This window comes from Enterococcus sp. FZMF, assembly GCF_030263915.1.
Taxonomy (GTDB): Bacteria; Bacillota; Bacilli; order Lactobacillales; family Enterococcaceae; genus Enterococcus_D; species Enterococcus_D casseliflavus.
Map to the genome: position 1 here is coordinate 280,802 of NZ_CP127160.1, position 15,752 is coordinate 296,553.

The window sequence follows — 15,752 nt, forward strand, 5'->3', positions numbered from 1 at the left end:
TCATGGCGGATGATTTTAAGGAGGACTATCTAAGTGAAGGTAACGAATATCAGCGCAAGTCAGTTTCAAGAAATGGTGCAGGCAGGCGCGGCTCGTCTACAAGTTAATGCAGAGTTTGTCAACTCATTGAATGTGTTTCCTGTTCCAGATGGAGACACTGGGACAAACATGAATCTATCCATGACCAGTGGAGCAAAAGCGGTCGCAGATGCGACTTCAGAAAACGTCGGCGATCTTGCCGCTACACTTTCAAAAGGACTATTGATGGGCGCACGTGGGAATTCTGGCGTCATTTTATCTCAATTATTCCGCGGTTTTTCTAAAGCTATCCCGACCGCAGAAACACTCACTGCACCAGAATTGGCTCAAGCCTTTACTCATGGAGTAGAAACCGCCTATAAAGCAGTCATGAAACCTGTGGAAGGAACCATCTTGACTGTGGCACGCATCGCAGCTGAATATGGCGAGAAAAAAGCACAAACTACCGATGATTGTATCGAAGTGATGAAAGCCGTGGTTCACGGTGCAAAACGTTCATTGGCGAAAACCCCAGATCTATTGCCCGTCTTAAAAGAAGTCGGCGTGGTAGATAGCGGCGGTCAAGGATTGTTGTTCATTTATGAAGGCTTCTTAAATGCGTTGACGGGTGAATACCCAGCCGATGAAATCTTCGAACCTTCCCCAGCGGCTATGGACGAAATGGTCAATGCCGAACATCATCGCAGCGTTCAAGGACACTTAGCGACAGAAGATATCACCTTTGGTTACTGTACAGAAATCATGGTGAAGATCGGTGAAGGTCCGACTGTAGATAGTGAATTTGATTATGAAACATTCCGTAATTACTTAAATGAGTTAGGGGATTCCTTATTAGTGGTCAACGACGATGAGATCATCAAAGTCCATATCCATACGGAACATCCTGGCGAAGTCATGAATTATGGTCAAAAATTCGGCTCATTGGTGAAAATCAAAGTTGACAACATGCGTCTTCAGCATGAAACGATTTTGGAACACGACCAGCAAGGTGCAAAACCTGCACCAGTGAAACGTCCACGGACACCATTTGCGATCATCGCGATCGCGGCTGGCGAAGGCTTGAAAGAGTTGTTCACTAGCCTGGGTGCTTCATATGTCATCAGTGGCGGCCAAACGATGAACCCAAGTACAGAAGACATTTTGTTGGCGATCAATGAAGTTAATGCCGACCAAGTGATCGTCCTACCAAATAACAAAAACATCTTTATGGCTGCGCAGCAAGCAGCGGAAGTTTCCGAGATTCCAGTAGCGGTTGTTGAAACACGGACGATCTCACAAGGGATGACAGCGATGCTGGCATTCCACGAGCAATCCACACTAGCTGAAAATCAGCAAGCTATGACCGATGTCTTAGCAAGTGTTGTCAGCGGATCAGTGACTCATGCGATCCGTAATACATCAATTGATGGCATCGAAATTACAGAAGGCGACTTCTTAGGAATGGTCGACGGCAAAATCGTTGTTTCTGTTCCGGATCGTTTCTCTGCTTCCATGACTACCTTAGAAAAAATGATCACAGAAGATACTGAGATCGTCACCATCATTATCGGTGAAGAAGGCAAAGCCAAAGAAGCAGCGAAAATCGAAGAAGCGATCGTTGAGCTGCATCCTGAGATCGAAGTAGAGATCCATCAAGGCGATCAGCCAGTTTATCCGTATCTTTTCTCAGCAGAATAAACAAATTAGGCGGCGGGGGCAAAAATCGTAGATGATTTTTGGCTCCGTCTTTTTCTATGAATGCAGGAATCTCTGCAATAAACAAAATCATTTTGGAAAAGGAGGGTACCTATGCTGAATCAGCCACTTACGGTATTAAAGGGTGTCGGAGAAAAACGCGCCCAAGACTTGGCGAGTTTAGGGATCGAAACCATTGAAGACCTGCTGAAGTATTATCCGTTTCGTTATGAAGACATTCAAGAACGGCAGTTAGCGGAGATTCAAGACCAAGAAAAAGTAACGATCAAGGGGATCGTCGTTTCCCCGCCGGTCGTCAATCGCTTTGGCTATAAAAAAAGTCGGTTGCAATTTCGCATGATGCAAGACCACGATGTTTTTAATGTCTCCTTTTTCAATCAGCCTTATTTGAAGGATAAAGTAGAGGTTTCAGAAGAGATCGCCGTCTATGGCAAATGGGACGCCAAACGCAAAGGACTGACGGGAATGAAAATTCTCGGCAGCAAGAGCGCAGAAGACTTTGCCCCCATTTATCATGTCAATAAAGCCGTGCGTCAAAGTGTGTTGATCGAACTGATCAAACAGGCATTCCTTGATTTTGGTGATCAGATCACAGAGATCTTGCCTTTGTCATTGATCGAAAAATATCGCTTGTTGGATCGGAAATCCGCGATGTTTGCGATGCACTTTCCCAAAGATCCCCAAGAGAGTCATCAAGCGAAGCGTCGGGTGATTTTTGAAGAGTTCTTTTTGTTCCAAATGCAGATCCAAGGACTGAAGAAAAGTGAAAAAGCCGAGAAAAACGGCTTGGCGATCGATTATGATGTGCAACGCTTGAAAGAGTTTACTCGTAAACTGCCCTTTGAATTGACGAATGCGCAAAAGCGCGTGACCAATGAAATCTGCCATGACCTGAAAAGTCCGCAGCACATGCAGCGACTCTTGCAAGGAGACGTAGGAAGCGGGAAAACAGTCGTGGCGGCGATCGCTCTCTATGCCACGATGACGGCTGGCTTTCAGGGCGCACTGATGGTGCCGACTGAGATTTTGGCTCAGCAGCACCTAGAAAGCTTGAATCAGCTCTTTGACCCCTTAGAAGTGACCACCGCTCTTTTGACAGGCTCGACCAAACCAAAAGAACGGCGGGTCATCTTAGAACAATTAGCAGCTGGGGAGATCGACATCATCGTTGGGACCCATGCGCTGATTCAAGAAGGGGTGGATTTTGCACATCTAGGCTTAGTCATCACCGATGAACAACACCGTTTTGGGGTCAATCAGCGAAAAGTCTTACGAGAAAAAGGCTATCTGCCTGATGTGCTCTTTATGACCGCCACGCCGATCCCTCGTACGTTAGCGATCACGGCTTATGGCGAAATGGATGTTTCGGTGATCGATGAGATGCCAGCAGGACGGATTCCTGTAGAGACTCGCTGGGTTCGTCCGCCGCAGTTTGAATCGATCTTAGAGTGGGCGCAAAAAGAATTGGCACATGGGCATCAGATGTATGTCATCTGTCCTTTGATCGAGGAATCCGAAATGCTGGATGTCAAGAATGCCACGGAGATTTATGAGCAGCTGCAAAGTTACTTTTCTCCTACTTATCAAGTGGGAATGCTACATGGGAAAATGAAGAATCAAGAAAAAGACAGCATCATGGAAGCTTTCAAAGAAAATCAACTGCAGATCTTGGTTTCCACGACGGTCATCGAAGTAGGGGTCAATGTCCCCAATGCGACAGTGATGCTGATCATTGACGCTGATCGCTTCGGGTTAGCCCAGCTTCATCAATTGCGTGGACGAGTAGGGCGCGGTGCCGATGCTTCTTACTGTATATTGATCGCAAACCCGAAGAACGAGACAGGGGTCGAGCGAATGAAGATCATGACAGAAACCACCAACGGCTTTGTAGTCAGCGAAAAAGATTTGCAGTTGCGAGGACCAGGAGAAGTCTTCGGCAATCGACAATCGGGCTTGCCAGAGTTTGCGGCTGCCGATTTGGTCGCAGATGCCCATATTCTAGAAGTGGCACAAGTCGAAGCTGCCCAGCTTTGGCAAAAAAATGGCTGGCAGCTGTTACCAGAATTTTCGGCATTGGCGAACTATTTAGCAGCAAAAAAAGCAGACAAACAATTTTTTGATTAAAGAATATGCTATACTGATTGGGAAAATGAAGGGAGTGGCAGCGAGATGCGGATTGCTGTTGATGCAATGGGCGGAGACAACGCCCCAAAAGCGATCGTAGAAGGAGTCATGCTGGCAAAAAAAGACTTTCCAGAGATTGAATTCCTCCTTTACGGAAAAGAAAATGAAATCAAAAAATACATGACGGACGATAAAAATGTCACCATTATCCACACGGATGAAAAAATCAATAGTGATGATGAGCCTGTCAAAGCGATCAGACGAAAAAAAACCGCCTCAATGGTCTTGGCAGCACAAGCGGTCAAAAATGGTGAGGCAGATGCGATTTTTTCAGCTGGAAATACTGGTGCCTTATTAGCGGCTGGTTTGTTTATCGTCGGTCGGATCAAAGGGATCGACCGTCCCGGATTGATGTCCACGATGCCAGTGATCGGCAAAGATGCTGGCTTTGATATGCTGGATCTAGGTGCCAATGCCGACAATAAACCAGAACATTTGGCAAACTATGCCGTCTTAGGGTCCTTTTATGCCCAAAAAGTTCGCGGGATCAATCGACCACGGGTCGGCTTGTTAAATAACGGAACAGAAGAAACCAAAGGCAGTGAATTAACGAAAAAAGCCTTTGAACTACTTTCGCAAGACCCGACGATCCACTTTATCGGCAATGTCGAGGCTCGGGAATTATTGGATGGTGCAGCTGACGTCGTCGTGACAGATGGCTTTACTGGAAATGCTGTTTTGAAATCGATCGAAGGAACCGCCTTGAATTTGATGGCGCTGTTGAAACAATCGATTCTCGATTCTGGTGCCAAAGGGAAATTAGGCGCATTATTATTAAAAGATGCGTTGCGGAAAGTGAAAAATGAAATGGATTATGCGAAACACGGCGGTGCCGTATTGTTTGGGTTGAAAGCACCAGTCATCAAAACCCATGGTGCGACAGGACCAGAAGCGGTGGCGTACACCATCAAGCAGATCCATACGATGTTAGCGACAGATGTCGTGGCACAATTGGTCGCCCATTTTGAAGAAATGCCGACTGACAAAGACGAAACGCAATCATAATGCAATCATTGTAATGAAATTGCAAAAATATCTAGACAAAAAGCATAGAAAGCAGTACAATGTTTGTTAGCCATTCTATGTTTTGTGCAAACGCGTGGAGGTGAAGCCAGTTGACACGAGATGAAGTATTCAAGAAAGTTGCGGTCGTGATCGCCAATCATTTTGAAATTGACGCAGAGAACGTAACGGATACGATGAGCATTAAAGACGACTTGAACGCTGATTCGATCAGTGTGATGGAATTCGTCCTTGAACTAGAAGATGAATTTGGTACCGAGATTTCTGATGAAGATGCCGAGCAGATCGAAACAGTCGGTGGAGCGGTTGATTATATTTCAAGCCATCTTGCTTAAGACAGACATAAGAGCTAAGTCCTAGATGACTTAGCTCTTTCTTTCTCATAATTGATCCGCAGTGATTTTGAGCGGCTTTTCTTTGGTACTGAAATCTAAAAAACGGTCGTTAAACCTGACATGACGGCGTTGAAAGCGTAATATAAATTTTCTGAAAATTCAGTGTATTAACTTTTCTGGGACTTGCATTATTGGTGGCATTTCTATATAATTATTAAGAATATATTATACAATGTTAAGAAAGCTTTTGGAAATGAAATGCATGTTCCTTCTTTTTTTACATTAAATTGCAAGACATCTTAGAAAGTAGAGAGGGGTATTCGATTGTCCAGAGATAATCAATTACTAGATGTTCAAAACCTTCACACAGGTTTTCGTATTAAAGACGATTACTATGACGCAGTAGATGGTATTTCTTTTACACTGGATCGCAATGAGATCTTAGCGATCGTAGGAGAATCTGGTTGCGGCAAGAGTACGTTAGCTACAACGATCATGGGGCTGCATGACCCAAACAACACGAAAATCACCGGAGAAATCTTATATAAAGATTTAAACTTGTCAAACTTAAACGAAACGCTGTACAACAAAATTCGCGGAAATGATATTGGGATGATTTTCCAAGATCCATTGTCTGCACTGAATCCTTTGATGCGGATCGAAGATCAAATCAAAGAAGGGTTATCCTACCATACGGATATGACTGCCGAACAGCGTCAAGCACGAGCATTAGAATTATTAGAACAAGTGGGGATCCCGAATCCGCCGCGAGTAGGACGTCAATACCCTCATGAATTGTCTGGTGGGATGCGTCAGCGGGTCATCATTGCGATCGCGATTGCTTGTAAACCACCAATCATTATTGCGGATGAACCAACGACCGCGTTGGATGTGACTATCCAAGCACAGATCCTTGATCTACTAAAAGATCTGCAAGAAGAAACACAGACGGGGATCATTTTGATCACCCACGATTTAGGTGTCGTAGCAGAGATGGCCGACCGAGTAGCCGTGATGTACGGGGGTCAGTTTGTGGAAGTCGCAACAGCCGAAGAGTTGTTTGCCAATCCGAAACATCCATACACTCGCTCATTGCTTAACTCGATCCCTCAAGAAAATTCACAAGACAGTGAACTGCACGTGATCGAAGGCGTAGTTCCTTCATTGAAAAATATGCCACGGACAGGTTGTCGGTTTGCCGCACGGATTCCTTGGATTCCTGAAAGCGACCACGAAGCAAACCCAGTCTTGCATGAAGTAGCACCTGATCATTTGGTCCGTTGCACATGCTACAAGCATTTTCATTTTAGAGACGAAGAAGGAGAAGTGTAGATGACAGAATTAATTACAATTAAAGATCTGAAAGTCCACTATCCTATTCGCAGCGGATTTTTCAACCGCGTCACGGACCATGTGTATGCCGTTGACGGTGTGGACTTCATCATAGAAAAAGGAAAAACTTACGGATTGGTTGGTGAGTCTGGTTCTGGTAAATCCACGACGGGGAAAGCCATCGTTGGGTTAGAAAAAATCACCAGTGGCGAAATCATTTATGACGGGCAAGACGTGACCAAACGTTCCGTCCGCAAAAAAATGAACTACAACAAAGATGTCCAAATGATTTTCCAAGATTCAATGTCCAGCTTGAATCCTAAAAAACGTGTGGTCGACATTATCGCCGAACCATTACGCAACTTTGAACGCTTAAGCGATCAAGAAGAGAAAAAACGCGTGAAAAGCCTTCTGGATATCGTTGGGATGCCAGAAGATGCCCTATACAAATATCCTCACGAGTTCTCTGGTGGACAACGTCAGCGGTTAGGGGTTGCCCGCGCGGTAGCATCCAATCCAAAACTGATCGTCGCCGATGAGCCGGTTTCAGCCCTTGACTTATCCGTTCAAGCGCAGGTACTGAACTTTATGAAACGGATCCAGCAAGAATTTGGCTTAAGTTTCTTATTTATCTCTCATGACTTAGGGGTCGTAAAACACATGTGTGACAATATCGCCATCATGTACAAAGGCCGCTTCGTTGAGATCGGGACACGGGAAGACATCTATCAAGACCCGCGTCACATCTATACAAAACGTTTATTATCAGCAATTCCTCAAATCGACGTAAAAAATCGCGATGCTCACAAAGAAAACCGCCGCAAGGTCGAGTTGGAATATGTGACCCATCAAAAAGATTACTACGACGAAACTGGCAGAGTGTATGACTTGCGTAAAATCACCGAGTCGCACCAAGTCGCATTGAAAAACGGGGGTGCTGAATAATGTGGAAAACAATTCTACGTCGTTTGTTGTTGATGATCCCGCAAGTCATTATTTTGAGTATCTTGATTTTCTTGATCGCACAAGCAATGCCTGGGGATCCATTTACTGGTTTGATCAATCCAAACCAAGATCCAGCTGTTATTGAGCGGATGCGTGAAGCCGCTGGTTTGAATGACCCATGGTATACCCAGTATTTCCGTTGGATCGGAAATGCCTTAAAAGGGGACTTTGGTCAAAGTTTCATCTTTAAATTACCTGTTTCAACGTTATTAGCAGGACGTATCAGCAATACATTGTGGTTATCTTTATTGACGGTCATTTTGACTTACGTGATTGCCATTCCTTTAGGGATGTGGGCAGGACGTTACCAAAATTCATTGCTTGATAAAGTCGTCGTTGTTTACAACTTCTTCAGTTTCGCCGTACCGTTGTTTATCTTTGCGTTGATCGCATTGTTCATCTTCGGTTACCGATTGGCTTGGTTCCCAACGGGTGGTTCCGTTGCTCCGGGGGTCAGTGGCATGGCTGAGTTTTGGAGTCGCTTGTATCACCTACTATTACCGGCGATCACTTCTGCATTATTAGGAACAGCAGTGACGATCCAATACTTGCGAAGTGAAGTCATTGATTCGAAATCATTGGATTTCGTTCGTACCGCTCGTTCAAAAGGGGTACCAACGAATAAAGTCTTCTCACGTCACGTTTTCCGTAATGCATCGTTGCCGATCGCATCACAAATGGGCTACGAGATCACTTCATTGATCGCAGGTTCTGTGGTCATTGAGAAAATCTTCGCTTACCCAGGTGTCGGAAAACTGTTTATCGATAGTATCGTCCAACGGGACTATGCCGTGATCACTTCACTGACATTGATCTTAGGACTAGCGACCTTGATCGGTACGCTACTATCAGATATCATCATGAGTATTGTCGATCCAAGAATCAGAATCCAGTAATAGGAGGGGATAAATGTGTCTGAAAAGAAAGAAAAAGTACTAAAACAAGAGAGCATCCCGCCTATGGGATTAAAAATGATTTTTCGCGAATTCTTAAAAGATAAAATGGCGATCTTTTCATTAGTTTTGTTAGTCGCAGTTTTATTGTTCGTGTTTATCGGCTCAGCAGTTATCGACCAATCACAAGTGATGCGTGTCAGCATCCTTGATAAATACGCTGTACCTGGCGCGATTTCGCCAAACGGCGGCACCTACCTTTTAGGGGCGGATGAAGGTGGCCGTGATGTTTGGGGACAATTGATCATCGGTGCGCGTAACTCAATCTTGATTGGTTTTTCAATCACGATCATTACGTCGATCGTTGGGGTCGGACTAGGGATCATCTCAGGTTACTATGGTGGCATCATTGATAACATTTTGATGCGTATCGTTGACTTCGTTATGATTTTGCCGATCATGTTGATCATTATCGTTATCGTATCGATCGTACCTCGTTATAACGTTTGGACCTTTATATGGGTCATGAGTGCCTTTTACTGGGTCGGAAAAGCAAGGCTCTTCCGAAGTAAGACCCTTTCAGAAGGCCGTCGCGACTATGTTAGTGCATCGAAAACCCTCGGAACCAACGACTTCGTCATCATGTTCCGCGAAATCATGCCGAACCTTAGCTCATTGATCATCACCAACTTAACAATGAACTTTGCAGCGAATATCGGTATTGAAACGACACTAACATTCTTAGGTTTTGGTCTGCCGACCAATGTTCCAAGTTTGGGAACACTGATCGGATATGCCAGCAGCGGTGATGTGCTGGTCAACAGACAGTGGATCTGGTTACCCGCATCAATTCTAATTTTAGTCTTGATGTTGAGTATCAATTACGTTGGTCAAGCATTTAAGCGTTCAGCGGATGCGCGTCAACGACTAGGATAAACAAGGAGGATACAGGATGAAGAAAAATATTTTTGGTATGGTCACTCTTTTGTCAGTGTTAGCATTGGCAGCTTGTGGCAGCAACGGCGGCGGAACCGATTCTTCTGGTGGCGGCAATGCAGCGACAGAAACAGAAGATATCAGCACAATGCCAGTCGAAGTCAGCAATGACGAAGAAGCAATCGAAGGCGGTACATTGGATGTTGCAGTAGTGATGGATACGCAGTTCCAAGGGTTATTCGTACCTGAGTTTTATCAAGACAGTTATGACAGTTATTTCATGGAACCAAGTAATGAAACATTGTTCTTATACGATTCTGACTTCAAAATCGTTGACGGCGGTGCAGCAAATCTTGAGTTAGATGAAGACAACAACACAGCAACGATCACATTACGTGACAACTTGAAATGGTCAGATGGCGAAGATGTTACCGCTGATGACGTGATCTTCTCTTATGAAGTAATCGGTCATAAAGATTACACAGGTATCCGCTATGATAACAACTTTACCAATATCGTTGGTATGGAAGATTACCATGATGGCAAAGCTGATACTATTTCTGGTATCACCAAAGAAAGTGACAAAGTCGTTAAAATCCAATACAAAGAAGTTCACCCAGGTATGTTGCAAGCTGGTGGCGGAGTGTATGAATCTGCTTTACCAAAACATGCATTTGAAGGTATCGAAGTCAAAGATATGGAATCAAGCGATCCAGTTCGTAAAAATCCAGTTGTCTTTGGTCCTTATGTAATGTCAAATATCGTTGCGGGAGAGTCTGTTGAATACGTACCGAATGAGTACTACTACGGCGGCGCACCTAAAATGGATAAATTATCATTTAAAGCTGTTCCTTCAGCATCAATCGTAGAAGGATTGAATGCAAAACAATATGACGTTGTTTATTCAATGCCAACAGATACGTATCCAACCTACAAAGATGTAGATGGCTACCAAATCTTAGGTCGTCCTGAACAAGCATACACTTACCTAGGCTTTAAATTAGGTACTTGGAATGAAGAAGAAAACAAAGTAAACTACAACCCTGAGTCTAAAATGGCGGATAAAGCCTTGCGTCAAGCAATGGGTTACGCAATCGATAACGATGCTGTCGGAAGCCGTTTCTACAATGGCTTGCGTTCAAATGCAACGACATTGATCCCACCAGTATTCGGCACACTGCACAACACCGAAGTAGAAGGCTACACATTGAACATCGACAAAGCAAATCAATTACTTGATGATGCTGGCTACAAAGATGTCGATGGCGATGGCATGCGTGAAGACAAAAATGGTGAGAAATTAACCATCAACTTTGCTTCAATGTCTGGTGGCGAAACGGCTCAACCATTGTCTGATTACTACATCCAACAATGGAATGAAATCGGACTTGATGTACAATACACAACTGGTCGCTTGATCGACTTCCAAGCTTTCTATGACAAGTTGAAAAACGATGATCCTGAGATCGATGTCTTCCAAGCAGCATGGGGAACTGGTTCAGATCCTTCTCCAAGCGGACTTTACGGCCCGAACGCAGCATTCAACTACACTCGTTTTGAATCTGAAGAAAATACAAAACTTCTAGATGCAATCGACTCAAAAGATTCATTTGATGATGCAAAACGTAAAGAAGCATTTGATGCATGGCAAGAGTATGCAGCAGACGAAGCGTTTGTTATCCCTACTCTTTACAGAAACCAAGTAATGCCTGTTTCAAACCGTGTCAAAGACTTCTCATGGGCTTATGACATTGACCACAACAGATGGGCAACAGTTTCAGTTACAGCTGAATCTCGTTAATCAATGATCGATGAAAAGACGTCCTTTCCAGGACGTCTTTTTTTCCTGTTTTTTTTTGCGGGTATCTGAGGAAAACAGGCTTTTTTATACAGGAGAAGATTAAGTAAATAAAATTTTATTACAGTCTTTCCAAGAATTTGGAGGAAACATTTCATAATTCGGCAAAAACCAGTATAATAGGGAAGTGTCGATAAACTAATGAAGGAATGTGACAAATGAATACACAATTAACGAAAGAACTAAAAGAAAAGTTTGATATTGTGTTCCATGATGTAGATCTGCTTGAACAAGCGTTTACGCATTCATCTTATGTGAATGAGCACCGCAACTTGCACTTGTCAGATAACGAACGTTTAGAGTTTTTGGGCGATGCTGTCTTAGAGTTGATCGTTTCACGGTATTTGTATCGTGAATTGCCAGATCTGCCCGAAGGTAAGCTGACGAAGCTACGGGCGGCAATCGTTCGCGAAGACAGTTTATCCATGTTTGCCAAAGATTGCCGATTCGATGAATACATTCGTCTAGGCAAAGGGGAAGAAAACTCTGGCGGTCGTAAACGACCTTCTTTGCTTTGTGATCTATTTGAAGCCTTTTTAGGTGCGTTATACTTGGACCAAGGTCTGGAAAGTGTCAGCCGCTTTTTGACGAAAGTTGTCTTTCCAAAAGTAAAAGCAGGTGCTTTTTCCCATGAGATGGATCACAAGACCCGCTTGCAAGAAGTCTTGCAGCGCGGCGGCGATGTTTCCATCAATTATCGTTTGATCAAAGAAGCAGGCCCCGCCCATGAACGGATTTTTTGGACGGAAGTCTATTGCGATGATACCTTGATCGGAAAAGGACAAGGAAAATCGAAGAAATTATCAGAACAGGACGCCGCTGCGAATGCCTTGGCGGATCTTGAACAGTAAGAGAGGACTGGCGGAGTGTATTTAAAACGAATAGAGATTGCCGGCTTTAAATCCTTTGCCGACCGCACAGTCATTGATTTCGAACATCGAGTGACTGCAGTCGTCGGACCAAATGGCAGCGGCAAGAGCAATATTACCGAAGCGATTCGTTGGGTTTTAGGAGAACAATCTGCCAAAAATCTACGTGGTGGCAAAATGCCTGATGTTATTTTTGCAGGTTCTGACACCCGCAGAGCGCTAAATATAGCGGAAGTGACGATCGTTTTAGACAATAGCGATCATTACTTGCCGATGGATTACAGTGAGATCAGCGTGACTCGCCGCTTGAGAAGAACCGGCGAAAGCGACTTTTTCTTAAATAAACAAGCTTGCCGCTTAAAGGATATCCAAGAGTTGTTTATGGACTCTGGGTTGGGGAAAGAATCATTTTCGATCATTTCCCAAGGCAAGGTAGAAGCAATTTTCAGCAGCAAACCAGAAGACCGTCGTGGGATTTTTGAAGAAGCTGCGGGGGTATTAAAATACAAACAGCGGAAAAAGAAAGCCGAGCAAAAATTGTTTGAAACTGAAGACAATTTAAGCCGTCTACAAGATATCATTTATGAACTAGAAGATCAGTTGGTGCCTCTGGCAGCCCAAAGTGAAGCAGCCAACCGCTTTTTAGCGTTAAAAGAAAAATTGACGACGGTCGATGTGGCCTATGCGGTCTTAGAGATCACGAAAGCAAAAGAAGCGTGGGAGACAGCCAAAGCTCAACTGAGTACCTTTAACCAAGAACTGGCGCAGATTTCCGAAAAGATCAACCAAGGGGAACTGTCGTTACATTCTTTGCGGCAACAACGTACTGCTTTTGATGAAACGTTGGAGCGTTTGAATCAGCAGCTTTTAGAGGTCACCGAAGGACTGAAGCAAGCCGAAGGGCAAAAAGAAGTCTTGGATGAACGTTCAAAGCATACGCAAAAAAGCTCTGCCGAATACCAAGAAACTTTAGAGGAAGTCACAGAGCGGGTCACACTTTTAAATGAAGAAAAAACGGAACTGATCGGCTTGCTTTCACAAAAGAATCGTAGTGTGCAGGAAGTTGAAGCAGCGATGCTGGCGTGTCAGCAAGAGCAGGAAAAGTACCAACGTTCAGCAAAAGAAATCATTGAAGAATTGCGCAGCCAATATGTCGAAGCCATGCAGGAGCAGGCAACGATCGGAAACGAATTGAAATACTTGGAGCGTCAATACCAACAAGAAGCCGCGAAAAATCAAACGGCGCTAAGCAAGCAGACGCAAATAAATACGTCGTTGAAAGAAAAGACGACGGAAGCGCAAATCGTGGAAGAACAGCTGACGCAGGCTAAAGCGATTTTAGAAGAACAACGCAAGCAATACATCCATCTTCAAGAAAAAGCTCAGACCAACAAAAAACGCTTTGATGAAGAACAAAAGAAAATGTATCAGTTAATGAGTCAAGTGCAGCAGGTACGAGCGAAACAGCGCAGTCTGCAAGACATTCAAGAAAATTATAGCGGCTTTTATCAAGGCGTTCGCTTGATTTTGAAAAACAAACAGCAGATCAGCGGTATCGTTGGCGCAGTAGCGGAGTTGATCGATGTGCCGCAAGACTATACCGTGGCGATCGAGACCGCATTAGGCGCCGCTGCACAGCATGTCGTCGTTGAAAATGAGCGGGATGCGCGAGCAGCCATCACGTATTTGAAAGAAAATCGAGGGGGTCGTGCAACCTTCCTACCGCTGACGACCATCAAAGCCCGTCATTTGCCAGATTATGCCCGCAATCAAGCCAAGCAAGTGTCTGGATTTATCGGCGTTGCCAGCGAATTGGTCCAGTCGCCCGAACACGTCCAAACGATTACGGATAACTTGTTAGGCAGTATCTTGATTGCCGAAGACTTGCAAAGTGCCAATGCGTTAGCACGGGCATTGAACTATAGCTATCGGGTCGTTTCCTTAGAAGGGGATGTCATGAATGCTGGCGGTTCCATGACGGGTGGCGCAACGAAGAAAAATGCCGGTAGTTTGTTTAGCCAAAGCAACGAGCTGCAACAATTGACGGCACAAGCGGCGCAACTGGATGAGCGGCTTTTAAAAACGGAAAAGCAAGTCCAGCATTTTGAAGCAGCGACCAAAGAAGCACAAGCAGCATTAGAAGAATTGCGGACGCAAGGAGAACAGGCTCGCATGACGGAGCATGAGCTGCAAAGCCGCTTACAAAATCTTGAGAATGACCTGAGCCGCTTGAAGCAAGAGCAGCAAGTGTTTGATTTTGAACATCGCGAAGTGCAAGCCTTCTTTGAGGAATATGATGAGAAGAAGACGAGCTTGGAAGAGCAGCAAAAGAATATTGCTGCGCAATTGGCGAAAATCGACCAAGATATTCATCAAATGAATGCCGAAGAAGACTTGATCGAGGAAAAACGCCAAACCTTAGCACAAGAAAGTGCGCGCTTGCAGGCAGCTTTCGCAGTTCAAAAAGAACAAGTGGCGCATTTGCAGCAAAAAATTGCCGCTACGAATCAAGCATTAGAAGAAAACGAAGCGCGTCAACTCTCCTTAGAACGGCAGTTAGCTGCCTTGACAAGCAACGTCAGCGATCATGAGTTTTCAGAAGAAAGCATTCTTCAGCGAATTGAAGCCTTCACAAAAACCAAGCAGCAGGTAACAGCGGAATTGACGGTGATTCGTGAACAACGTCAAGTCGTTCAACAAGAAATCGGTGCATTAGACGAAGCCCTGAGTGCTGAAAACTTAACGCAAAAAGAAAAGCTGTCAGAAAAAACCGAAGTTGAGATCGAAAAAAATCGCGCAGAATTGGTGATGGATAATCGTTTGTTGTATTTACAAGAAGAATACAATCTCACCTTTGAAAAGGCAGCGCAAGATTTCCCTGAAATCGAGGATGCAGAACAAGCCAAAGTCGACATTCAGGAACTAAAACAAGCGATCGAGCAAATTGGTCCAGTCAATTTAAATGCGATCGAACAATATGAGCAAGTCAATCAACGGCATTTGTTCTTGACGAGTCAGCGAGACGATCTGCTGTCGGCTAAAGCACAGCTGTTTGATACGATGTCTGAAATGGATGAAGAAGTCAAAACCCGTTTTGGCGAAGTCTTCGATGCGATCCGTCTGCAATTCAAACAAGTATTTCCTAATATGTTTGGCGGCGGTCATGCGGAATTAGTCTTAACAGATCCGAAAGATTTATTGAACACTGGGATCGAGATCGAAGCCCAACCACCGGGCAAGAAATTGCAAAACCTCAGCTTGCTATCAGGGGGCGAACGGGCGCTGACTGCGATTGCGTTATTGTTTTCCATTATTCAAGTTCGTCCAGTACCGTTTTGTGTGCTTGATGAAGTGGAAGCAGCATTGGATGAAGCCAATGTCTCTCGTTTCGGTCATTACTTGAGTGCTTTCCAAAATGATACACAGTTTATCGTCGTAACTCACCGTAAAGGAACGATGGAGGCAGCAGATGTGTTGTATGGTGTGACCATGCAAGAATCTGGAGTGTCGAAGACCGTGTCCGTGCGCTTAGAAGAAGTGCGTGAAGGCGGTAGTTTTGCAGCAGATCAAGCATAGAGGAGGA

Annotated in this window: 11 protein-coding genes; all 11 read left to right on the plus strand. The window is 44.5% G+C overall.

What is annotated here, in order from left to right:
- The first annotated feature begins 33 nt into the window (after positions 1-33).
- The gene (locus QN079_RS01405; protein WP_289230280.1) at positions 34-1,716 is read left to right on the plus strand and encodes a DAK2 domain-containing protein; all 1,683 of its coding nucleotides are present in this window, start codon (positions 34-36) and stop codon (positions 1,714-1,716) included.
- A 111-nt stretch (positions 1,717-1,827) separates the two neighbouring features.
- The gene (recG, locus tag QN079_RS01410; RefSeq protein WP_060791588.1) at positions 1,828-3,858 is read left to right on the plus strand and encodes an ATP-dependent DNA helicase RecG; all 2,031 of its coding nucleotides are present in this window, start codon (positions 1,828-1,830) and stop codon (positions 3,856-3,858) included.
- A 45-nt stretch (positions 3,859-3,903) separates the two neighbouring features.
- A complete protein-coding gene (gene plsX, locus QN079_RS01415) occupies positions 3,904-4,923 on the plus strand; it encodes a phosphate acyltransferase PlsX (RefSeq protein ID WP_016609182.1) in 1,020 nt (339 codons plus the stop codon).
- A 110-nt stretch (positions 4,924-5,033) separates the two neighbouring features.
- On the plus strand, positions 5,034-5,276 hold the full coding sequence (gene acpP, locus QN079_RS01420; protein ID WP_005227129.1) for an acyl carrier protein: 243 nt from the start codon (positions 5,034-5,036) through the stop codon (positions 5,274-5,276).
- Positions 5,277-5,600: 324 nt separating this feature from the next.
- The gene (locus tag QN079_RS01425) at positions 5,601-6,608 is read left to right on the plus strand and encodes an ABC transporter ATP-binding protein (protein WP_005227130.1); all 1,008 of its coding nucleotides are present in this window, start codon (positions 5,601-5,603) and stop codon (positions 6,606-6,608) included.
- Entirely contained in the window at positions 6,609-7,553 is a 945-nt protein-coding gene (locus QN079_RS01430; protein WP_005227131.1) for an ABC transporter ATP-binding protein, read from the plus strand. It abuts the gene before it with no gap.
- On the plus strand, positions 7,553-8,509 hold the full coding sequence (opp4B, locus tag QN079_RS01435; protein ID WP_005227132.1) for an oligopeptide ABC transporter permease: 957 nt from the start codon (positions 7,553-7,555) through the stop codon (positions 8,507-8,509). Before QN079_RS01430 ends, opp4B begins: the two co-directional genes overlap by 1 nt.
- A gap of 63 nt (positions 8,510-8,572) precedes the next feature.
- Positions 8,573-9,442, plus strand: a complete 870-nt coding sequence (locus tag QN079_RS01440) for an ABC transporter permease (protein WP_153883525.1) — start codon at positions 8,573-8,575, stop codon at positions 9,440-9,442.
- 16 nt (positions 9,443-9,458) lie between these two features.
- Positions 9,459-11,243 (plus strand): oligopeptide ABC transporter substrate-binding protein, encoded by a 1,785-nt coding sequence (locus QN079_RS01445; protein WP_005227134.1) that lies wholly within the window; start codon positions 9,459-9,461, stop codon positions 11,241-11,243.
- Positions 11,244-11,458: 215 nt separating this feature from the next.
- Positions 11,459-12,151 carry a ribonuclease III gene (gene rnc / locus QN079_RS01450; protein ID WP_289230281.1) on the plus strand — a complete coding sequence of 231 codons (693 nt, stop codon included), beginning with the start codon at positions 11,459-11,461 and terminating at the stop codon, positions 12,149-12,151.
- Between the two features lie 15 nt (positions 12,152-12,166).
- Entirely contained in the window at positions 12,167-15,745 is a 3,579-nt protein-coding gene (smc, locus tag QN079_RS01455) for a chromosome segregation protein SMC (protein ID WP_289230282.1), read from the plus strand.
- The last annotated feature ends 7 nt before the right edge of the window (positions 15,746-15,752 follow it).

Coding starts and splice junctions, on each gene's coding strand:
- recG (WP_060791588.1), top strand. CDS start 1,828: ATGCTGAATCAGCCACTTACGGTATTAAAGGGTGTCGGAGAAAAACGC.
- plsX (WP_016609182.1), top strand. CDS start 3,904: ATGCGGATTGCTGTTGATGCAATGGGCGGAGACAACGCCCCAAAAGCG.
- QN079_RS01430 (WP_005227131.1), top strand. CDS start 6,609: ATGACAGAATTAATTACAATTAAAGATCTGAAAGTCCACTATCCTATT.
- opp4B (WP_005227132.1), top strand. CDS start 7,553: ATGTGGAAAACAATTCTACGTCGTTTGTTGTTGATGATCCCGCAAGTC.
- QN079_RS01440 (WP_153883525.1), top strand. CDS start 8,573: ATGGGATTAAAAATGATTTTTCGCGAATTCTTAAAAGATAAAATGGCG.
- QN079_RS01445 (WP_005227134.1), top strand. CDS start 9,459: ATGAAGAAAAATATTTTTGGTATGGTCACTCTTTTGTCAGTGTTAGCA.
- rnc (WP_289230281.1), top strand. CDS start 11,459: ATGAATACACAATTAACGAAAGAACTAAAAGAAAAGTTTGATATTGTG.